The sequence below is a fragment of the Bifidobacterium tibiigranuli genome (assembly GCF_022655035.1).
GTDB lineage: Bacteria > Actinomycetota > Actinomycetes > Actinomycetales > Bifidobacteriaceae > Bifidobacterium > Bifidobacterium tibiigranuli_A.
Window position 1 is genome coordinate 370,237 of the sequence record NZ_JALCUA010000001.1, and the last position, 22,235, is coordinate 392,471.

19 protein-coding genes are annotated in these 22,235 nt (G+C 56.7%); 1 reads left to right on the forward strand and 18 read right to left on the reverse strand.

What is annotated here, in order from left to right; translation table 11 throughout:
* Nucleotides 1-80 precede the first annotated feature (80 nt).
* From LKK40_RS01585 to LKK40_RS01650, 14 genes are all read right to left on the reverse strand, one after another.
* Nucleotides 81-1,628, reverse strand: coding sequence for a sodium:solute symporter family protein (locus LKK40_RS01585; RefSeq protein ID WP_304308625.1), 1,548 nt, complete (start codon nt 1,626-1,628; stop codon nt 81-83).
* Between the two features lie 2 nt (nt 1,629-1,630).
* On the reverse strand, nt 1,631-1,906 hold the full coding sequence (locus LKK40_RS01590; protein WP_304308627.1) for a hypothetical protein: 276 nt from the start codon (nt 1,904-1,906) through the stop codon (nt 1,631-1,633).
* Nucleotides 1,907-1,919: 13 nt separating this feature from the next.
* Entirely contained in the window at nt 1,920-2,867 is a 948-nt protein-coding gene (locus tag LKK40_RS01595; protein ID WP_304308628.1) for a choline kinase family protein, read from the reverse strand.
* Between the two features lie 22 nt (nt 2,868-2,889).
* Nucleotides 2,890-3,816, reverse strand: coding sequence for a hypothetical protein (locus tag LKK40_RS01600; RefSeq protein ID WP_304308629.1), 927 nt, complete (start codon nt 3,814-3,816; stop codon nt 2,890-2,892).
* On the reverse strand, nt 3,806-5,194 hold the full coding sequence (locus LKK40_RS01605; RefSeq protein WP_304308631.1) for an amidase: 1,389 nt from the start codon (nt 5,192-5,194) through the stop codon (nt 3,806-3,808). The genes LKK40_RS01600 and LKK40_RS01605 overlap by 11 nt, the downstream gene beginning before the upstream one ends.
* A gap of 536 nt (nt 5,195-5,730) precedes the next feature.
* Nucleotides 5,731-6,426 carry an MgtC/SapB family protein gene (locus LKK40_RS01610; protein WP_304308632.1) on the reverse strand — a complete coding sequence of 232 codons (696 nt, stop codon included), beginning with the start codon at nt 6,424-6,426 and terminating at the stop codon, nt 5,731-5,733.
* Nucleotides 6,427-6,542: 116 nt separating this feature from the next.
* Nucleotides 6,543-7,373 carry a GntR family transcriptional regulator gene (locus LKK40_RS01615; RefSeq protein WP_304308633.1) on the reverse strand — a complete coding sequence of 277 codons (831 nt, stop codon included), beginning with the start codon at nt 7,371-7,373 and terminating at the stop codon, nt 6,543-6,545.
* A gap of 224 nt (nt 7,374-7,597) precedes the next feature.
* A complete protein-coding gene (locus LKK40_RS01620) occupies nt 7,598-8,962 on the reverse strand; it encodes an aspartate aminotransferase family protein (RefSeq protein WP_304308635.1) in 1,365 nt (454 codons plus the stop codon).
* Nucleotides 8,963-9,050: 88 nt separating this feature from the next.
* Nucleotides 9,051-10,337 carry a metallophosphoesterase gene (locus LKK40_RS01625; RefSeq protein WP_304308637.1) on the reverse strand — a complete coding sequence of 429 codons (1,287 nt, stop codon included), beginning with the start codon at nt 10,335-10,337 and terminating at the stop codon, nt 9,051-9,053.
* Nucleotides 10,338-10,513: 176 nt separating this feature from the next.
* Nucleotides 10,514-11,608 carry an ABC transporter ATP-binding protein gene (locus LKK40_RS01630; protein ID WP_273296600.1) on the reverse strand — a complete coding sequence of 365 codons (1,095 nt, stop codon included), beginning with the start codon at nt 11,606-11,608 and terminating at the stop codon, nt 10,514-10,516.
* A gap of 48 nt (nt 11,609-11,656) precedes the next feature.
* Entirely contained in the window at nt 11,657-12,520 is an 864-nt protein-coding gene (locus LKK40_RS01635) for an ABC transporter permease (protein ID WP_273296599.1), read from the reverse strand.
* A complete protein-coding gene (locus LKK40_RS01640; protein ID WP_273296598.1) occupies nt 12,508-13,353 on the reverse strand; it encodes an ABC transporter permease in 846 nt (281 codons plus the stop codon). The genes LKK40_RS01635 and LKK40_RS01640 overlap by 13 nt, the downstream gene beginning before the upstream one ends.
* Nucleotides 13,354-13,397: 44 nt before the next feature.
* Nucleotides 13,398-14,519, reverse strand: a complete 1,122-nt coding sequence (locus LKK40_RS01645) for an ABC transporter substrate-binding protein (protein WP_273296597.1) — start codon at nt 14,517-14,519, stop codon at nt 13,398-13,400.
* Nucleotides 14,520-14,606: 87 nt separating this feature from the next.
* Nucleotides 14,607-15,701: a phosphotransferase enzyme family protein gene (locus LKK40_RS01650; protein WP_304308642.1), complete on the reverse strand. Its 1,095-nt coding sequence runs from the start codon at nt 15,699-15,701 to the stop codon at nt 14,607-14,609.
* A 489-nt stretch (nt 15,702-16,190) separates the two neighbouring features.
* Between LKK40_RS01650 and LKK40_RS01655 the strand changes: the two genes are divergently transcribed.
* Entirely contained in the window at nt 16,191-18,185 is a 1,995-nt protein-coding gene (locus tag LKK40_RS01655; protein ID WP_304308644.1) for a beta-glucoside-specific PTS transporter subunit IIABC, read from the forward strand.
* Between the two features lie 317 nt (nt 18,186-18,502).
* On the opposite strand, the gene LKK40_RS01660 is transcribed toward LKK40_RS01655, so the two are convergent.
* From LKK40_RS01660 to LKK40_RS01675, 4 genes are all read right to left on the reverse strand, one after another.
* Nucleotides 18,503-19,138: a response regulator transcription factor gene (locus LKK40_RS01660; RefSeq protein WP_304308646.1), complete on the reverse strand. Its 636-nt coding sequence runs from the start codon at nt 19,136-19,138 to the stop codon at nt 18,503-18,505.
* On the reverse strand, nt 19,135-20,307 hold the full coding sequence (locus tag LKK40_RS01665) for a sensor histidine kinase (RefSeq protein ID WP_304308648.1): 1,173 nt from the start codon (nt 20,305-20,307) through the stop codon (nt 19,135-19,137). The genes LKK40_RS01660 and LKK40_RS01665 overlap by 4 nt, the downstream gene beginning before the upstream one ends.
* A gap of 8 nt (nt 20,308-20,315) precedes the next feature.
* Nucleotides 20,316-21,086 (reverse strand): ABC transporter permease, encoded by a 771-nt coding sequence (locus tag LKK40_RS01670; protein ID WP_273296587.1) that lies wholly within the window; start codon nt 21,084-21,086, stop codon nt 20,316-20,318.
* A 104-nt stretch (nt 21,087-21,190) separates the two neighbouring features.
* The gene (locus LKK40_RS01675) at nt 21,191-22,165 is read right to left on the reverse strand and encodes an ABC transporter ATP-binding protein (RefSeq protein WP_273296586.1); all 975 of its coding nucleotides are present in this window, start codon (nt 22,163-22,165) and stop codon (nt 21,191-21,193) included.
* Nucleotides 22,166-22,235: the final 70 nt, after the last annotated feature.

Consider the following 22,235-nt stretch of genomic DNA (forward strand, 5'->3'; position numbering starts at 1 on the left):
CCACACTCCGTGTAGGAGAATGACGCGCCTGATGCAAGGACTTATGCGTTATGAAACTGACAGTCGAATCGCAGCGTCCACTACTCGGCCTCAGCAACTTGCTGCTGCGCTATAGGCTGCGCCAGCGGTTTCGGAGAGGCAATGGCCTGCTTCGCGGCTGCGACATCGAACAGCTCATCCACATGCGCCTTCTCAGCGTCGCTCACCTTGTTCCTCGTCAGTAAAGACACCGCAATGTACATAATCAAATTGAGAACCAGACCGACTATGCCGCTGGTCAGACTCCACAAAGCAGGAATGTCATCAGGATAGATGATTGTGAGAATCGCAGCCACACTGAATCCGGATATCATGCCGGCCAAGGCGCCATACTTGTTGCCAAACTTGAAGAAGATTCCAAGGAACAGGGGCACCGCAAGCTGAACGATGCCTTGATATGACAATTGCGCCAGCAGCTGCAACCGCGGCATGCCGTTGGTGAAGTAGGCGAGCACTGCGGAAACGATGACGAAAATCACCATGCATATCTTGGATACGATCGTTTTCTGCTTATCATCCAACTTGATCCTATTGCCGATGATGTCGTTTGCGATCTGTGTTCCGGCGGCCTGAACGCTGCCATCAATATGCCCGATAGAGCCTGCGAAAATCATGACCAAACCCAAGCCAAGCAGCCATACACCGCCATAATCGCTCAGCAGCGTTGTCCACCCGCCCTGAGGATTCTTCGCAATATTCGGAATATGCGCGGCTGCGATCATGACAAGCGTGAGCAAAGCATAGAAAACGCCGGATAGCAGAATCGCGTAGTTCGACGACTTCTTCACGGAGCGGATATTGCTCGCGGTATAGATGCGTACGAAGCTCATAGGCCAGCACAAGGCACCCACCACACCAGTGAACACTGATGAGAACATGTACATAGCCCCATAGGATCCGCCATCACCTGGCAAGTGGATGAGCTTGTCGGACAGATGAGCAAGCTGGCCCCAATTCGCTGGAGAATTCGATGCGACAAGCAGATAGACACAGACAATCGCTGCCACCACATATGCGAATATTCCCTGATACATATCCGTGTATATCAGCCCGCGCATGCCCATTTGCACGGTCCATATCTGGCGAATAAGGATGACAAGCAGTCCAATGACCAGGCATACCGTAAGCGCCCATTTCCCGTCGGAGGCGATATGGAATACAGTAGCCAGAGCCTGCATGCCAAGCACTGTCCACGGCAGAATCGCAATTGCACCAATTATCGAGGACACCACGCCGACTGGTTTCGACGAGTAACGCAAGCGCATCAAATCCGGCTGTGTGACCAAATTATAATGCTTGCCCCAGCGCCATGCTCGTGTAGCGATGAAGTACATGAATGAAAGCCCTAGCGTCGAATAAGCTAGGCCATACAGCCCGAACACGCCTGACGCGACGCTCAGGCCCGCGAAAGAAATGAAAACCGTCCCCGGCCACCATGAATTGACATAGCACATCGCGACAAACCATGGGCCAAATGAACGACCTGCCACAGCATAATCATCGAACGAGCGGGTTCTTTTCAGCGTCACGTACAAAATAACGATGACTCCGATGAAGAACACAGCGATCATTGTGAGCATAATTGCCATGATTAGTTCCTTTCCTTGCCTGCGGCAAAGTCTTCTTCAGGATCGACCTCGCCTCGCACGCTCTCCACCCAGTAGAAGAAGAACATGATGGCAACGAGGAAGAGGAAATCAAACAGCCAATACCAAATAGACAAAGGTGCTCCCAAAAACAGAGCTGCCTGCCCACTCCCCCACAGATACAGCGGAGGGAAGATAGCGAATGCAAGCGGAATACAGTAGAGAATTACGAATATCGTGTTTTTTACGGTTGGTGACATCGTTTGAATTGCCTTTTTCACTCTTTGCTTCCTTTCATATATTGCTTTTGACCTGATGCCAATCAAGTCGGTTTTTATAGGTGCAAGCACGCATGAGTTTCCAGATGCCGTACTTCCAGTAGTCGAATTGGGCGTTTCGAACCACCGAGTTGATGACTCCCCATAATCCCCATTTGATGTCGCCTATGACCCTTGACGCCTGTACTCTGCTCAGACTTTGAGCAGTCACAGTGCCAAGATATTCTTCGAGCAAAGGCATTGCGTCTTCATCGTCGTAGAACATCTCGGTAAGGAATAATCCCAGCTCGCAGCTTGATTCGTTATTCCCGCAGAATTCAAAATCAATGACTTTCATGTCTTTGTCTTTGACCATGAAATTTCCGGGCATCGGATCGTTATGGCACGGAACTATCTGCAAGCCGGACGCCATGAATCGCTCTTTGACGTCCTTGTATTCCTCTACTAAATCAATCACCCAAATTGGCAGATCGATGTTATGCTCCTGAACCTGACATAAATGCTGATCAATCTGATCAAATAAGGTGTTGGTGTGCTCAAACAGCTCGCCACCATGCAGAGTCCGATAAATCGACATGACCTGCAGCCCAAGCTCCGAAGTGCGCAATGATGTCGTCGTGCATGTGTCATATCCATCAAGGAACTGCGTTATTTCGACACCAGATTTGGGATTAAACTCATAGACTTTCGCCCCTATTCCCAAATCCGCGGCACGTTGCGCCCCTATATCTCCTGCAGAGCGGTCGATGAAGCCTGTGCCTACTCCAGGAACTTTAAGGAAGTATGGAGTATTTTGTTCATCTCGAACCAGCCAGTTTTCGTTATTCAAGCCGCCAGCGAGAGGTTTTGTGAAGACAGCGCCACCTTGCCAGATCGCTGCCTCTTCTATGGCTGTTTTCACTTCTTTCGGCACAACCACCGAAGCATCATGACTGATTCGACCTTCAGCTATCGTCTGTTTCATCGCACTATCTCCTTTTCGGTGCTCACAACTGCTTCAGCCATGCCAAAGGCCCAGTTGGCGAAGCTAATTGATTGCGGGCCTTAGTGAGTCGCCACAAACCGTATTTCGCATAATCCACTGTCGTGTCCTTGCTCGTTGCACTGCGCAGCAGGCCAATCAAGCACCACAGCAAGTCATCAAAAATCCCGAACACCTGCGCCACGGGTAGAGCCTCAGGCGGCAAGCCCAATCCGCTCATAATCAAGTTCCCTGGCATGCCACAGTATGGTTCGATTTCGGCAAGTATCGATCCCGCCTCCTCAAGCGGATCCATGAGTCCACTCACGATCCAACCTGTAAGCAGTGGCTTGTCAGCTTCAGCGGAATCCGGCTGCGTGCAAAACAGCACATTAGATGCAGCACCATCGCCGTGGCAAGGCACCGCTTGCTCATGGAAAGAATCGACGACCGATGCAAACGGCTCAAGCTGGTGCAGTATGCGATCCACATCTCTCGGCACACAGCCCACTACAGTCAAGTAGTGGTCATGCACTGTGTTTACGGTTTCCAGCAATTCGCGTTTATGTACACTCACCAGCTCACTGGCTGGTATGGTATGCACCCGACGATGTTGTTCCAGCACAGAACCTAACAAGAGCGGGTCCCGCAGCTCATCAAGTTTCACGTTTCGCCACGATTGCGGCATGCTGTCCATGATTATCGAGTTTTCGCCTATTTGCAGTATTGGAGGCGCTATCTGGCGTCTGCTTGCCGCCTGCATCAGGCTTATTACGGCATCAACAGGTGAAGCATATACTGCGCTTTCATCCGTGAAAATTCGTTTCAGTACTGGGCCGCCTTGTGCATCTGTGCCATGCGTGAATATGCCATCTCCACCAATCCAACTTGGTGTGATGTCAGTTTCCTGGGTCGCTCCCCATTCGTATTGTTCGCCGATTTCAGATTTCATATTCAGGTACTCCCTCGTATGCAGGAAATGTATCAACCTGCGATCGTGTGTTTTCCAGCATTTGCGCAAGAGCCAGCACCCCGGCATCGTCAAAGCGCCTTCCGACGATTTGCACGCCAATTGGCAGATGTGACGAAGAGTTAACCGTTTCGCGATACACTGCCGCAGGCTGGCACGTCTGGTTGAACCATGCCGTGTACTGTGTGTGATGCAGCAGTTCGCCCTCATCGTCCGGCCCAGGGCTGTCCGCAGGGAAGCCAATCACTGGAATTACCGGACAGACCAAGTAGTCATATGCTGATGTGCGTTCATAAATCGCATGAACCGTTCCTAGCAAACCGTTCATTGCATCTTCATAATCCGCCATGAAAAGCTTCTCGTCGTCACTCACCCAATCCGCAACCGATTCAAGTACGGCATCGGGATGGCGCGAGGCACGAATCTCTGCGATTGCATGTGCCTTGAATACGCGGTCGGCATTGTCGAAATCAGCATCATTGAGATGCAAACCCACCGTTTCCACATAGCAGCCGGCAGATTCAAGTCGAGAGGCAGCTTGCCTAACCGCCTGTTCAACTGCAGGGTCCAACGCAGTCCCGTATCCCATGTCCAGTACGAGTCCGACCTTCACAACGCCGTCAAGAATCTGCTCCACCGGTCGAGGCTCAAAAGCACCCGGTAAACACCACGGGTCAGACTCGGATTGACAGCCAACCACTTTGAGGCCTTCAATAACATCAGAGACGCTGCGTGCGAGGACTCCTGCCGAGCGCATCACGCTGGCTGGAGAATACGCGATTCTGCCCTGCGTTGGTTTTATACCAGCCAAACCACACTGCCCTGCCGGCAGTCGCACAGAACCCGCAATATCAGTTCCCAACCCGAGGGCGGCCAAACCGCACGATAATGAAGCACCGGTCCCCGAGCTTGAACCTCCAGGGCTGCAATTCGTGTTCCAAGGGTTGCGAACAATGCCGAACTGCGAACTGATACCGCTGCCCAACATGCCCATATCCGGCATAGTGGTTTTGGCGATGATGATTGCGCCGGCTTCTTCAAGTCGCTGAACTGGCTCCGATGAAAACGAAGAAACCGGGTCTCCATCATGTATCGCGCTGCCATGCCATCGAGGAAGTCCTTTTACGTGGTAACTGTCCTTGACAACCACCGGCACTCCGTCGAGCGGTCCTATCCGCTTGCCTTTCTTATAGCGAGTCTCACTCAATTCAGCCTGTTTCATCGCAAATGGATTTACGACACTGATAGCGTTCACTTCCTCGGATACCGCTTTGGCGTATTGCATATGGTCCGCAATCACCTGGGTCGGCTCTAATGCGCCATTGCTGTAGGCGTTGACGTATTGGGATATGTCAAACATAGAGGTCTCCTTAATGTCGGATAAACGATAAAATGTCGAATTATCGATGCATTATTGCGATGAATTTCATCTGATACACGCAATTATCGGTGACAGGAAGGTGACGAATCTCTCAGTACTGTTACAAAACTGTTAGTTATCGACACTGAATATTAATGGTCTATTTCCTGCTGATGCGTGCCCGGTGCGGTGCAAGGATCTGCAGCGTAGCATCCTGCAGACGATTTGAATCTTCGTATGCCACCCACCATGCGAAGCGGTTGCCAGCATTATTCTGATAAAATTTTCTGTCCTGCCGACTATGCGAACTTCTCAAAAACCGCAGCAGCAAAGCTTTATATCAGACTGCCCCGTTGCAATCTGACTTCATCACAAAATATACAATAACTATCCTCATTAGTACTTTTTCAACCGCATTCTTTAGAACAGTGTGAATTTATATCAATGAGTATGCCTATTGCGAATCCGCAACCATCTGAAATTTGGTGACTCTTAGAGGATAAAAGAGGTTAATGGCTGATTACCAGTTTCCCGCGTCACTCCTCATCCCCGAGCATCAGTTCCGCGTCCTTCACGCCGTCGACGCGGGCGAGCGCACTTACCATGTCCGGGGTAACCCTGCCCTGCACGCGAATTTCCACGGCTACCATGCTGTGCGAATTGGCTTCGACGTTGCGTGAGGAGATCACCTGGGTTTCGAAGCCTTCCCGTTCGAGTTCGAGCAGGGAAGAGCGCAGGGAGCCTTTGCCATTAAGATAGGTCAGCCGAATTGTCGCATGGCGGCGGCGCTGGGTCAGGTAGTGCACGAGCGGCGCAAGGCCGAGCACCGCAAGGAAGTACAGCAGCGCCGTCAGCACACTCAGCGAGAACAGGCCGCATGCCAAGGCCATGCCGATGGCTGCGGAAACCCAGATGCCCGCGGCAGTGGTCAGCCCGCGCACATTGTCGCGGTGGACGAAGATCACGCCGGCGCCGATGAACCCGATGCCGGAAACCACTTGAGCCGCCACGCGCAGCGGATCCCAGCTACCAGTAGGACCGCCCATCGCCCGGTACCCGTAGAACGAGATCATGGTGAACAGCCAGCTGCCGATACCGACGAGCACATGCGTGCGGATGCCCGCCGCCTTGCCGTGGTACTCGCGTTCGAAGCCGATAAGGCCGCACAGCAGCATCGTCAGCACGGCGGACACCAACTGGCTCCACGTGGGAAGCGCGAAAAGCTGGGTCATATCCCGCCCTCCTTCATCGACGTTGCTCCCACGCTCCCGCGAGGGAGCGACATGACGGCATCGACACGGCAACACCTAACCCAACCTTCAGGGCAGAAAATCACGGAACAGTTCGTTCAACGCTCGCGCAGGCTGGTTTCAGACTCGTTGGGTTCCCTTGTCTCCTTCGTCTCCTTCGCCGTGGCGGAAAGCCTGACATAGCCGGAATGATGCATGGTGAAACGCACTCGCGAGGCGATGTATACATCGGTGGCCCGCTCGAACGGCTTCCCGTCCACGTCACGCGCGATGCGCCGAATCCTGACGACAGGGGTGCCCTCGGGGACTTGCAAAAGACGGGATTCCTTGGCATTGCACAGCATCGGCTCCACGGTTTCGTCGACGATGCAGGGGCGCACGTCATAATCGCGTTCGAAAATCGTATAAAAGGACTCGGTGAGGTCGCGAGTGAGCAGCATGGGGAAAGTCTGCGCCGGAAGATGGCTGATTTCCAACGACAACGGCGTTTCATCGATGAATCGCAGTCGTACGATGTCGTAGATCGAAGCCGGTGTCTCTTTGAGTTCCAAACGTCGCATATCGGAGCTTGACGCCGTGGCAATCGATGCGGAAAGCACCTGCGAGGAGACGAGGAAGCCTTGGCGGCGGGCGATAATCGGCAGCGATTCGACGGTGTTGATATTGCGTTCCAACCGACTGTCGGAGACCAGAATGCCGCCGCCCCTGCCGATGGTGCGGCGTATCTCATGCGTCGTTTCGAGGCTTGCCAAGGCGAGGCGCAAGTCGGCGCGGCTGATGTCCAATTGTGCGGCCAGCGCACGCTCCGATCCGAGCCGCTCGCCGATCTCGTATTCGCCTGAACCGATTATCGCGCGCAGCCGGCGTATGGTCTCGCTGTGGGCATACCGGCGGCGAACGCTACCGGCACGCCCCTGCCCGTCATGCACGTATACTCTCCTTCCTGACATGCCACTGATGACAAGTGCCTATGCATATCATCCGGCTATGTTGTAGCCCATCGTAACGTTGAACGGTTTCAGGGAAGGTAGGGGCCGTTATACATGCAACTGTGAGTATGTGTAACGGCCCGCCGTTTCACCGGTTGCTCAGCCGCTTGCGCAATAGGGCACGCGGCCTTGACTAGCCTTGCCCGGCCTCAGGCTCAGGAATCTCAGGCCTTAAGCTCGCTCAGGGTCTTCTCGAAGGCGTCAGCGAACCAGTCGATGTCGCTGTCGCTGAAAACCAGCGGCGGGCGCAGCTTGAGGATGTTGCCGTAGCGCCCGCACACCGAAGTCAGCACGCGATGCTCGCGCAGGGACTCGAGAATATTGAGCGCCATGGGCTGATCGGCATCCTTCGTGCCTGGCTTCACGATTTCGCACGCGATATACAGCCCGGCTCCGCGCACATCGCCGATGCACGCATGATGCTGCTGCATTTCGGTGAGCACGGCCTTGAAGCGCGCGCCGACCGTACGCGCATTGCCCATGGTGTCTTCGTCGCGCATGACGTTGAGCACCGCCTGCGCCGCCGCCATGCATACAGGGTTGCCGCCGAAGGTGTTGAAATAAGGAATCGAGCCGGCGAAGGGTTCCAGCACCTCATGCCGCACGGCCATCATGGAGGTCGGCAACCCGTTGGCCATCGGCTTGCCCGAGGTAACAATGTCAGGCACAATGCCTTGACGCGCGAAGCCCCAGAAGGCGTCACCGGTGCGCGTGAAGCCTGGCTGCACTTCGTCCGCAATCCATACGCCGCCCAGCTCGTGCACGGTGTCGATCACCGGCTTCAAGTAGCCGACCGGATCGGGGTACACGCCATCGGAGGAGAAAATCGAATCGGCCAGCAGCCCGGCGAAGGCGATGCCGTGGCGCTGCATATCGGCAACGGCCTTGCGTACCTCTCCGGCCATCCACGCACCAAAGGCCTCGGGCTTGCATTGCGAAGCCGGAACGCCGTCAATCTCAAGCCGATACGTGTCAGGAGTAGGAATCATACGCATGGTCAGCCCCAATGTCTGGGCCGTGCCCAAAGCCGGAGAAAGTCCGGAAGTCAGCGCGCTATTGCCGTGGTAGGCCTCGGCAGTGACAATGATGCCCTGCCCGCCCGTATACGTTCGTGCCACGCGCACCGCAAGATCATTGGCCTCCGAGCCAGTGCACTGGAACATCACGCGGTCGAGTTCATCCGGCATGGTAGAAAGAATGTCATCGGCGTAATTGAGGACATTCTCGTGCAGATAGCGCGTATGCGTGTTGAGCAGCGAGGCCTGGTTCGCGATGGCTTCGACCACGCGCGGATGGCAGTGCCCGACCGACGCGACATTGTTGTACACGTCCAGATACTCGACGCCGTCGGCGTCCCACAAATGCGAGCCGACGCCTTTGACCAGATGCACGGGCTTGCGGTAGAACAGCCGGTACGCCGGCCCCAGCACTTCGCGCTCTTCCGTCAGCTTGCGCGTCTCAGGGTCCAGCTCGTTTGCCATTTCAGGCCGGAAGCTGTTGGTGTCCATGATCGTTGAACGGGTTGCCATTATTTCTTTTCCTTCTAGTGTGTTGTTGAGTTCTTATTGTCTGTTGCATTCCGCACCGTATTCACATATGAGTAACGATGATCGACGATCATTGCGGCGGTGAACGTCGGCCGACAAGCGCGAAAATCGCCTGTGCGGCTACTAGGCACATGCCGATGAAGATCTTCGGATGGCGCAGCAAATCGCGCACGGATGACGGGCCGGATATCATGTATTCCCCGGCCAGCAGCCGCAACGGATGACGCACACGCCGCGAAACCAAGTCGCCATAAGTCAGCAGTCGTGTTTCATATTGCTCGGGTTTGTCCTCGTGAAATACAAAGAGGCGCAGCGCGCGATCAACGGCTTTCGGCCCATACGAGCGAAATCCGCATGTCGGCGCATAGCCCAGATCCACGCCGTCGATATGCCCGATGAAATTGTTTTTATGATCATGCCCGCAGAACAGGGCGAAATAGCCACCTGCTGAACGGATGCGTTCAATCTCGCCGACGGCCCGCTCCGAGCAGCATGGGCCTTCTCCCAACGTGGATCCCGGCCGGCAGATCTCAGGGTTGATGACGTAGCAGGAGTCCGAGAATGCCCGATAGCCTTCGACGGCATGGGGCGTGAACGGCGACACTTTTTTCAGGCACTGGTAAAAATCCTGCGGCGGGATGTGCTGGAAAACGATAGAGGGTACGCGCGGGCCGGTGCCACTGACGGCGTCTTCAGCGCTGGCAAGCCATTCAATCGCGGCATCGCTAGGGGAACCGTAGCCGCCGCCAGGTTCAAAATCGCCGGAATTGACCATCATGATGCTCATGGCGGTGCGCTTGCCGTCATGCGAGGCAATCGGCAAGGCAAAGGTTCCAGGCTCGCAAGCCAGAGGACCTGCATCTGCAGACGATGCAGCGCCATCTTCGACTTTGGGATTGAGACACTTGGGATTCAAGCACCCCGCGAATTCGCGGTACATGTCGTCCTGCTCGTCGGGAAGAATTCCGCATTGAAAATCGTGGTTCCCATAAGTCGCCGCGAAAGGAATCCCCCGCGAGACGATAGGCCCTAGGAATTGCGAGAACGAATGGCGGATTTTGACGCGCGTGCTTTCCAAGCTTTCACCGCCATCGACCGAAGAATCATCGATTGGGCTAGCGGACCCGTTGCGCTCGGCAAGCAGCTGTTCAACGCGCATGGCCAGCGGAAGCTGGATGCCGGGCTCATCGCCGCGTCTCGCCACGAACGTGGATGCATAGGCCGCATCATAGCCGCGCACCTGATCGCCAGTGAGCACCACGAGATCCGGATCGGCCGCGATAACCGCCCGCTCGATGAGCGCCACGGCGTCGGGATCCACATCAGGGCCGTCCTGAACGTCTGCCAGCTGGAGCACGCGCAACGTTCCGTTCTCGCGGAAATGCAAAGCATAATCGCCCTTCTGCCGAGAACTATGCAGACGGATTGATCGATCACGGTCATCCCCAAGTCCTCGTGAGGTCCTGGATGCCGCCTCAATCGGTTGTGCTGATTCAGCCATTTCAGCCATCTCAGTCTCCTCAGATGGTGTCATCATGCCTCCCTTTCCGCCGTGCTGTCTTTGGCCCATCGCAGCTCTATCGGCTCAGCGACCACGGCTTCGGGTCTGATCGTCACGCGGACGCGCTCATGCGAGTGATACTGCTCGCTCGGTGCATGCTGCGAGGTCAGCAGCATGGATCCGGCACCCACCGTCGTGCGTTCGATGGAGCCGAGATAACTCTCGCTCAGAACCTCAAAATCGCCCTGCGGGTCGGCTTGAAGTATGACGTTCTCCGGCCTGACGAATATTTTCACCAAAGCGCTTTCCGGTTGCGGGTGCGACAGCGGGATGGCATAGCCGCACACATCCACCGTGCCATCATGGCCAACCTTGGTTTCAATCTTGTTCGTCTGCCCCACGAAATCAGCCACGAACGGGGTTTCGGGATGCAGATAAAGTTCTTTGGGCGTACCAATCTGCTCGATATTGCCGTCATGCATAACAGCGATGCGGTCGGAAACGACCAGTGCCTCCTCCTGATCATGTGTGACGAAGATGGCGGTGATGCCCAGCCGCAATTGCAACGCACGAATCTCATCGCGAAGTTGCACGCGGATCTTGGCATCAAGCGCAGAAAGCGGCTCGTCGAGCAGTAGCACCTTCGGATTGACGACGATAGCCCTAGCCAACGCCACACGCTGCTGCTGGCCACCCGAAAGACGTGCGGGGTACGCTTCTGCAAAGTCCTTGAGCCCGACCATGTCAAGGATGCTACGAGCCGACGCGATACGTTCGTCCTTGCCGACCTTGCGTACTTTCAAACCGAAGGCCACATTATCGAGCACATTCATATTGGGAAACAGCGAATACTGCTGGAACACCATGCCGATGCCGCGCTTCTGCGGAGGAACGGGGGCCACGGACTTGTCACCGATGAGAATCTCGCCTCGGGTGATGCTTTCGAAACCGGACAGGCACCGCAGCGCTGTGGATTTGCCACATCCCGAGGGCCCGAGCAGACTCACCATTTCACCTGCCTTGATATCGAGATTGAAGGAATGCAACACCTCCTTGCCGCCATATGATTTCGTGACATTACGGAACGTCACCGATTCGCCTACTACCGTCTGGGAATCATCGCTCATGATATTGTTCTCCTCTTGAAATGCTTGGCTGTACGGATTCCTGTGGATTCAGCTCTTGCGCCGCTTGCTTCCCAAACCGCTGACCGCGAAAAGCGCCAGGAAGGTCACCGCAAGCACGATCAACGTGATGATCACCGAGAAATACACGTCGCTTTGCGACACGACAATCAAATCCGTCTGCAAGGTCTCGCGGTTGAGCAGCGACGCGATTGTGAATTCGCCCAAGACGATGGCTGCTGTGATCAGCGTCGATGAAATAATGCTCTTTCGCAAGCAGGGAATTAAGATGGACAGCAGCACCCGCCACCACCCCGCACCCAGCGACTCTGCCGCTTGGGTCAGCGTAGCCGCGTTCATGCCGACCAGATCCGATTCAATGGTCGTGTACACGAATGGCAACGCGATGATGCCGTACGCCAGCGAAAGCGTCCATGTGCCCGCCTCGAACACGGTGGACAGGAAGGAGAAGATCGGCGCGAAGCCAACGACCAGAATGATCGCGGGAATCGCGATAGGCAGCAGCATGATGATCCGCATCGCCCGGTCGAGACGCGGGAAGCGCACGTTGATGAGCACCAGCGCAGGTATGACGATGACGTATTCAATCGCGATAGTGACGATGACTAGCACGATCGAGTTCATCAGCCCGTCCTGCATGGAGGTCAACGATGATGCCTCTCCCGATACCAAATCAGCCCAGTGGCTGAGCGTGAAGCCGCCAGCCGAAGATCGGAAGGTGAAGTAGATCATGCCGACGACGGGGAATGCAAGGAACAGCAGGAACAGGGTCAGCACGACGGTCTTCATCGCCTTCGAGGGGCGATCATATCGTTTCCAAATCACGGCATCGGGGGTAGGCTGGCTGTCCGCCGCCTGCTTATTCGAGTCAGGTTCCGTAGCTAGCTGAGCCATTTTGCAGCCTTCCTTTCCACTGCGGCGTACACCACCATCACAACCAGCATGATCACCAACATGCCGACAGCTAGAGCTCCCGCAACACCCTCACTGCCAAGTCCGGTTTCGCTGATGAGCGCAGCCCGCACTTGCAGCGGTGCAATCTGCGACCCTTGGCTGATCAGCGCGGCCGCGGTTGCATAGGCAGAGAACGCGTTGGCGAACAGCAGCAAGAAGCCGCTCATGAACGAGGGGAAGAGAATCGGCATACCGACGTTCTTCCAAAACATCCACTTACTGCCGCCCAGCCCGGCCACCACTTCGGCCAGATTCTCCGGCAACCGCGCGATCGACTGGTAGAAAGTGATGATCATGAGCGGAACTTGGAAGAACAAGTACGGCAGGATGAGGCCCTGCGTCGAGTACAGCCACATGCTGTTCTTGTAGATGTTGACATGCAGCAGATTGCGGATGAGCAGCGTCACCATGCCTTGGTTGCCCATCACGGCGATGAAGGCGAAAGCCAGCATGACGCCGCCGAATTGCGAAAGGGTGCTCGAAGCGGAATCGACCAGCCGTCGTATGACGCCACCTTCCTTGCATGCAAGCAGTGCGAAGCACACCACAGCTCCAAACGCCGCTCCCACGAAGGCGACCAAGGCCGAGAGCCAGCACGAATTCCAGAATGAAACGGCGATACCCGGCCGCGAGAAGATGCTGAAATTCGCGAGCGTCCAGGACCCACCGTTCTGGAACGCACTGGTGACGACCAGCACGGCCGGCAGCGCGAACATCAGCAGAACGTAGACGGTGAACGGCAGCAGTCTCAACGTGTTCGTAACTTTTGCCACAGCCATGCCCCTTTCGATAGAGAACGATTAATCGCGATAGATTCTCAGGATGCCGCTATTGACGACCACTTATCGGCGAGCAAGGTGTTGGCCTTAGCGACCTGATCGCTGGACGCGGTGTTGATTTCCTTGGGCAGGCCACCTGCAACTGCGAGCGCCTTGGCGTCAATCGTGCCCTTCGATTTCATATTCTTGGCCAGGACTGGCAGTGCGCCAGACTGTAGGAAGAGGTTTTGCGCCTCGTCGCCGAAGAGGAATTCCTCCCAGAGGCGGGCTGCAGCCGGGTGTGGCGCGTCCTTGTTGATTGCCTGGTTGTAATACGAGCCGTATGCATTGTTCGGGAGTACGACCGTCTTGTAATTCGGATTCTGCTTGGCGGCAGCAACATTCAGATAATTCCAGTCGATGACCACCGGAGTCTCCCCGGAAGCGACGGTAGCTGATGTGGCGCTCACCGACAGGAAGTTTCCGGCTTTGGCCAGCTTGCTGAAGAAGTCGATGCCGGTCGAGAAATCATCCAGCGTACCGCCTTGCTGCAACGTTGCCCAGCTGACTGCAGCGAATGCAGCGCTCGCCTGGGTCGGATTGCCATTAATCGCGACCTTGCCTTTATATGCCGGCTTGAGCAGGTCATCGAGCGATTTGGGCTCGGGAACTTTCGAGGAATCGTAGCCGATCGAGATGACGCCGGTGTAGTCGTTGACGTACAGGCCGGTGGATTCCTTGTTTTCGGCCGGAATCGTATCCCAATTCTTGACCTTGTATGGTGCGAAGTAGGATGTACTGGTGGTGGCAACGGCCGGGCCCAAGTCGAAGACATCAGGCGCGTTCTTCTGGCCCTTGAGATCCTTCGCGGCCTTGATTTCCTCGGCACTGGAGGCGTCGGGATTGGTCGAATTGATCTTGATGCCGTACTTCGACTGGAACTGCTTGATGATGCTGCCCCAATTCGCCCAGTCATCCGGGCAAGCGATCAGCGTGAGAGAGCCCTCGGCCTTAGCTTTGGAGACCAGCCCATCCATGCCGCCCAAATCTGCTGCGCTGGTGGCCGTGGATGATTTTGCATCGGCTTTGCCGCCGGACGACGAGCCGCAGGCTGCGGATGTCACGGCTATGGACAGGCCGGCGAGAACCGCCAGCGATTTCTTGACGAATGATGCTTTCATTGCTGCTCCATACATATTGCTTGAATAAATGTGTTTACTGTTTATTGAGGTTGGTTGAGGGTTGGTTGGATACTGCAAAATCAGAATCTATTCGGACCCGTTTCGGCTGTTTGTTTGCTTGAGCAGCCACAGCGAATCTTCGAGATACCGTCGCGCGCATTCGACGCTGCCCGGTGCCTGGGCTGCTGCCAGCCCGTCAGGCAGCGCATCCTCGCGGTGATTGGTGGTCCAGCCGAGCATCTGCAGGCGGCGAATCATCGACAGCGCCGACATGGTTTCGAGCTCGTCGGCACTGAACCGACCAGCTTGGCGCTCGTATCCCCGCACCCACGCCTGGGCGAGTTCGGGAGCGTATGACTCGTGCTCGATGAAGCTCAGCGACGACGCGTAATCGTAGAGGTACCAGCTGTATCCGGCGTCATCGAAGTCGATGATGGTCAGCTCGCCATCCTCGGCTCTGATCACATTCGAAGGGCGCAGATCGGCGTGGATCAAGCCCCAGGTCTCGTTGGTGCGCGGCACTTTCATGACCACGTCCATCGCCTTCCACAACGCCTTTTCGCACGTCTCGCGCCCGGCATCATTCAGATTCGCGCTTTCCCACCGGCCCCAACGCGGGGATGGGCCGACCATGTTCGACAGATCCCAATTGAACCGCTGGAAGCCATACGGCGGTTTCCAATGGCGCGACTGCTCGTGGAACAGCGCCGCCCACGAACCGATGGTCTCGTAGTACGGTGCCGGATTATCGAGATCTTCGAGCACCTCGCCGCTGACGAATTTGGTGGAGACCACCGTCCAGCCGATGCCGCTGGTGTCATGGATCGTGGTCACGAAGGTGCCACGGACCGTGGGCACGGGATTGATGAGCCTGACGCCATCAATGTCGTGCAGTGCGTTGAGCCATAGGATCTCAGAAGCCACCGCCTGCGGCCCGCCTACGTATCCAGGCTGTGAGACGCGCACGACGCCTTCCTCCTTGCCGTCGAGCTTGAGCACGAAGGTCGCGTTCTCCGAGACGGTGATGAGTTTGATTTCGGCTCGGCTTTTCTCGATGCCCCAGGCCGCGCACACTCCTTGGAACAACCAGAACGGGGCCGACGAGCCTTTGGTCAGCCCGCTGAACGCGTCAAGGCTTGCCGGCTGGTCATCGGAGCCGAGAATCGTGGAAATCTGTAACATCGAAACCTCTTTTGTATAGCGGATTCGTGATTGGTGACTTCCATTCTCGCCAACATCGCCCGCGCAATCGCGGTGGAGCTGTTACAGACCAGTTACAAAACCGCGACTTGTATTAATGGCTGGTTACCGATGCCTGAGTGCGTGGGGGTTTGGAACTATCGGTTATGATGGAGACGCTGGACACGGCACTTCCGCACGTTCCCTACACTCTCGGCAGGCGCTAAGAACTTTCAGGGAACGTTGCCAAATCCGGTGGGATGGCTTCTGTGCCCATCCCCAAACAAAGCGAAGGGTCTCCGGCGTAGCGATACGTCGGAGACCCTTCGCTGTTCAACTGTTCGGGGTACCCATCCGGAGTTATGGGCCAAAAGGCCTATAACCCCCAATCCGCGACGCGGCGGAACGAGTTACACGCGCAGCCATGCTGTAGAATCAGGTTCTCGTACATGTAAACGAACGATGAAGAACGTTTATCAAGGAGGATGAGGGATGGCATACGACTGGACCGCGAGCGCCCGGCGCTTGCTCAAGGGCGTGGGCGGTGAGCAGAACGTCATTAATATGACCCACTGCGCCACGCGAATACGTCTGCAGCTCAAGGACGAATCAAAGGTCGACGAGGCAGCGCTCCGCGCCGATCCGAAGGTGATTACCACAGTGAGCGCCGGTGGTCAATACCAGATCGTCGTAGGCAATGATGTGCCGCTGCTGTACGATGCGATCATCGGCATCTCGAACATCGGCTCCGCCGAGGCTACAGGTAGCGCAGACTCAGCCGATGCCTCCGATGGCAACGAGCCGGCAGGCAAGCAGCAGAATCTGGCGATGCGGTTCATCGCCATGATCTCCTCGATCTTCCTGCCCATCATCTGGGTGCTGTCGGGCACCGGCTTGGTCTCGGCTCTGCTCCTGATACTCGTCAAACTGAACGTATTGGGCACCACCAGCCAGACGTACATCATCCTGCATGCCATCGGTGACAGCGTGCTGTACTTCCTTCCCGTGTTCCTCGCCGCTACGAGCGCCAAGCGCTTCAAGTCGAACCAGTTCGTCGCCATGGCGATTGCCTGCGCATTGATATACCCGTCAATAATCACGCTCGCGAGCGCCAAATCCGTGCATTTCATCGGCATTCCCGTGGCGATTGTGAATTACACCTACACGGTGATCCCGATCATCATCACGATCTGGGCCGCCAGCAAGCTCGAGCATGTCCTCAACAAATATCTGCCGAGCAATCTGCGTAACTTCCTCTCCCCCATGCTCGTCGTGCTCATCACGGTTCCGCTGGTGCTGCTGACCATCGGACCGCTGTCGAGCTGGTGCGCAGAGGGGCTTGCCAACGGGCTCGAATGGCTCTGGGGCAAGGCGCCTATCGTCGGCGGCCTGATCTTGGGCGCTGCCTGGCAGCCGCTTGTGGTGTTCGGCATCCACTGGGGCGTATGGCCGGTCATCATCAACGACATCGCGCTCAACGGCTTCAGCCATCTCTCCGCTCCCCTGCTGCCCGCCGTGTTCGGCATGTGCGGTGCCGTGTTCGGAGTGTTCCTGAAAACCAAGAACAAGCATCTCAGGGAGCTTGCCGGACCGGCGACCATAACCGGCGTGTTTGCAGGCATCACTGAACCGGCCATCTACGGCGTGACGCTGCCGCTGCGCCGGCCCTTCATCTACGCGGTTATCGGCGGCGGCGTCGGAGGTGCGATCGCTGCTGCGGGCGGTGGCGGAACGACTGCGTTTGCCCTGCCTGGTGGCCTGACCATACCGGTCTATATCGGCGTGGGCAATTTCTCCTTGGAGATGATCGGCACTGGGGTCGCGGCTGTGATTGCCTTCGTCCTCACGCTCACGGTTGGTTTCAAAGACATACCTGAGGATTCGGCGGCTTCGGTGGCGGCTGAAGCTGGGATTGACGCTGATAGTGTCGGCGACGCTCAGGCGGATGCTTCGCTCGCCGCAACTCCGGCTGTCGCGAGCGCGACCGCCGCCCCCGTGACTGCGATTCAGACTGCAACTCAGACCGCCACGGAAACCAAGGTCATCGCAGTCGGCGCGCCCGCCACTGGCACAGTGGTTGCCCTGCAGAATATCGCGGATCAGATATTCGCGAGCGGAGCGCTGGGCAAAGGAGCCGGAGTGAATCCCTCCGACGGCCGCATAGTCACACCGGTGAGCGGGACTGTCATCACGGCGATGCCGCACGCCTTTGGCATACAGACCGATGACGGCGTGGAAGTGCTGGTGCATATCGGCATCGATACCGTCAAGCTCAACGGAGAAGGCTTCCAATCCGCCGCCACGCAAGGACAGCGCGTGGAAGCTGGCGATCTGCTCAGCACTGTTGACTTGGCTCACATCGCCCAGGCCGGCTTCGACACAACGGTCATCACCGTGGTCACAAATTCGCAGCAGTTCGTCGATGTAGTTCCCACCGATGCCGCCACCGTGAACGCCGGGGAGCCGCTGCTCAGCGTCGTCGCCTGACGATTCACCCGATAGCTCATTCGGCACTCGTTGCCATTAACGCGTTGCCCCGCAATCTCGCTCGGCCGAGATTGCGGGGCAACGTTATATACAGACTCTGAATGTAATCGCGCTCTCTGTGTCCCGCCCGCGCAGCCCTTAACGAAACACCGCGCAGCCGCTACTATGGAGGCAGAGCAGATTTCATTATGTGCAAATCTAGACGGCTTCGCCTCGCAGACTCGGTTTGCCAGCTAATCCAGTTGACTTCGATTGCAGCACGGCCTCGCTGCATCTATGTGAGATATATCCAACATTTCACTTTTGTTGGGTATATCTCACAGCCACTTGTTTCGGCGGGCTATGCTGATGGCCTCCAGGCGGTTTCGGGCGGCGAGCTTGCTGAAAATCGCTGAAAGGTAGTTGCGCACAGTGCCTTCCGACAGGAAGGTATGCGCGGCGATGTCCTTGGTGCTCGAACCGTTCTGCGCGGCCTTGAGCACATCCATTTCTCTCGGCGTCAGCGGATTCTCATCCCCTTCGAACATGTTGCGCACCAGTTCGGGCGAATAAATCGTCTCGCCGCCCTGTATGCGCCGTATGTCTGCCATAAGCGTGTCGCTGGGCATGTCTTTGAGCAGGTAGCCGTTCACCTGCGCCCTCACCGCCCGCTCGAAGTAGGCTTTCTGGGCGAAGGTCGTGAGGATCACCGCCTTCGTCGCCAGCGCTGATTGGCTGATCAGATCGGCGACGTCAAGTCCCGAAGCGTGCGGCATTTCGATATCGAGTATCGCGATATCCGGTTCAAGCCGCGCGATATCCAGCCATGCCTGCTTGCCATCGCGTGCGCTGCCGATCACATGGAAATCATCTTCCAGATCAAGCAGCTGCGAAAGCGCGGAATTGAGCAGACTCTGGTCTTCCGCGATGGTGATGGTAATCGTCGAATCGCTTGTCTTCAAACCGTCTGTCATGCAGTCTCCTCGTGCGGTTCCTCGTGCGGTCTTTCGTATGGGATGCACGCCGTCACCAGCGTGCCTATGTCATTATTCCTGATGGCGAAACGCCCGCCCTGCCCGGCGATTCGCTCGCGCATCCCGGCTATGCCATTCGACCCATCCCTATCGTAGGGCGGCTTGCCGTTTCCATCATCCTGAATGCTGACCGTGTACATGCCGTCGACCTCGGCGAAAGCGAAAGCGATGACCACACTATGCGCATGGGCGTGGCGAATCACGTTCGTGCATGCCTCCTGCACGACGGCGCCGAAGCCCGTCTGCACAGGCGTAGGCCATGCACTGGCAGTCTGCTCCCCCTGCGTCGCAACATCGATTCCGGCCTCATGAAGATTCTTCTCCTCCTCGACCAGCACGTCCGCAATGCCCTTTTGCCGCATATTCCCCACGATATCCCGCACCAATTGAAGATTGCGCCGACTTGCGGCAGCGATGTCTTCCAGCTCACCGGCCACCTGCTCGGGCTGCTTGGTCACAAGCCGCTGCGCAAGCTCGGCCTTGATGGTGATCATGGAAAACGATTGCCCCAGCGTGTCATGCAAATCGCGCGCTATCCGTTCGCGCTCGGCCCGGATGATGGATTCAAGCCGCTGGTTCGACTGTTCAAGCTGCGCGCGCTGGATGCCAGCCAAAGTCAGCGTGCGCGATAACAGCGGTGCCATAGCAGCCAGGAACAGCGACATGTAGTTCCCGGCGTTGCACGCATCTGCTGCGCCAAAATCGGGAATGCTCATGACGAATGCGATGATGCCGCCGACGAGAAACGCATAATATCCGACGCAGAAAATGATGAAACGCTGACGCGGACGCCGAGCAAGCATCGCCGATATCTGCCACCCGGGAAACAGGAGCATATAGGCGTTGGACTGGAAGAGGATGAACGCGCCTGCGGTCGCCAGCTCCACCGGCATCGACCATTTCCACATGCTGCTGCGCTCCGTGGATGCTATATAACTCGCAAGGAATATGGCACTGATGCCAATCCACAGCCAATCCGTCTGGCTCTTGGGCGGGACGTAAGGAACGAGATTGAACGGCAGATAGATCAGCCAGATGTACGAAACCAGCCTCGTCGCGCTCATGCCGCGCTGCGCGATTCCGAACGACTCATCTGGCTTCCTGTGCATGGTGTCCCTCACCTATCATGGTTGCGCCGCGAGCGCCCGGCATGTCGGCCTTTCAGCGCAACAATCGCGAATACCGCAACGGTTGCCGCTACCCATCCCGCAAGATTCACCATAGCATCGCTTTCCAGCGGCCTGTCCTGAATCCAATCGCCCATCAACTCATTCATCGCCCACATCGGACTCGCTGTGCCGATGCGCTGCAGCCATGCCGGAAACATCTGCAGCGGCCACCACAAGCCGCTGATGATGGCGAGCGGAAAGACGGTCAGATTGCTGACGATGCTGAGCAATTGCGGCGAGGAGATACGCGAGTAGAGGATGCTTAAGGCCAGCACTGGGATGCTGCCGATAATCAGCAGCCCCATCATGCCCAGCACGTTCAGCACTGTCAGATCTGTCCTGTTGACGACTATCGACACAAGCGACAAGGCGATGACGGACGCCATATTCAGCAGCGTCATGAGCACCATCAGCGAGCAGTAATAGTTCCGCGTGCCAGTGGGCGTCATGCTCAGCGCCCGCACGAAGCCGACGCTGCGGTCGTTCTGCATCAGCGTGGAGAGGCTCATGATGCCGCCGAGCATGACGCTGAAAACGATCATGCTCGTAAGATACGTCTTGTGGAACGACGCCATGTCTGCCGCGTCGCCGAAGGTGAAGATCTTCGTAAACAGCACATAGAACATGATCGGCATAAGCATCACAAAGAAGGGATATTTCAGATTGCGCGCGAACAAACGTTTGTAGTCGAAGCCCAGCTGCTCGATGAACCTGCTCATGGCGAGCTCACCTTTGGATTTCGGTGCCGGCTGCGTTGTCGTTTGTGCCGTCAGGGCTGGTTGTGCTGTTGGATTTGGTGCTGGTTGTATCGTTCTCGTTGTGGTCATTTGCTTTCGCCTTCCGCGTTGCTGCCATTGATCGCACTCTTCGCATCACCGTCATCGCTGCCATCGCTGCCATCGCTGCCATCATCGTCATCATTCGCGTTGGCGAACATGTCCAAATAGACGTTTTCCAACGATTGGCGCTCGATGCTTAAGTCATGGATGCCTTTGAGATAGGTCATAAGCCCTTCCACAGTGCGATCCGTATCCGTACTCGTCAGAACGACCGTATTGCCCTGCTGCTCCAGATTCGCCACTGCGGGCAGGGACACCAGCGATGCTTGCGGAAGAGAAGCCGAAATCGAGAACGTCACTGTGCCGTTTTTCTTATATGCCTGAAGATCCTTCCACGTGCCGACGTAGGCGAGCCGCCCTGCTTTGAGGATGGCGATGCGGTCGGCCACATGCTGGATCTCCTCCAGGTAATGGCTCGTGATGATGATGGTCATGCCGTTCGCGCGCAATGCCTGAATGGACGTCCAGAAATCCCGTCGGGCTGCCGCATCCATTCCAGCGGTCGGCTCATCCAGAAACAGCAGTTGCGGCTGGTGGACGATGGCGCAGGCGTAGGTCACTTTGCGCAGCTGCCCGCCCGACAGCGAGCTCAAGTCCTGACCCGCTTGTTCGCCCAATCCCACGGACGCGATGACCTCTGCGGCATCACGCGAATGATCGTATTGGTGCGCGATAAGCGAAACCATCTCCATCACCGTGACATGCCTGATCAGCAGATTGCCTTGCAGCATCGAGCCGGTGCGGCTCTTCGCCGTCATATTGCCCGGCTGCCCGCCGAACACCGTTATCCCGCCCGGATTGGGCAGCAGGCCCTGAATGAGGTTCAGCATCGTTGATTTTCCGGCGCCGTTGGGTCCGACAAGTCCCAGTATCTCCCCTTTGCCGATGCTGAGGCTGACGCCCTTGAGCACATGCCGGTTCCCATAGGAGAATCTGACATCGCTGAGCGAGACGACCATTGCGCTTCCTTTCGCCGAAACCGAGGCATGCCGAATGCTGCGTCATTCCAAAACGCAGCGTCATGCCAAT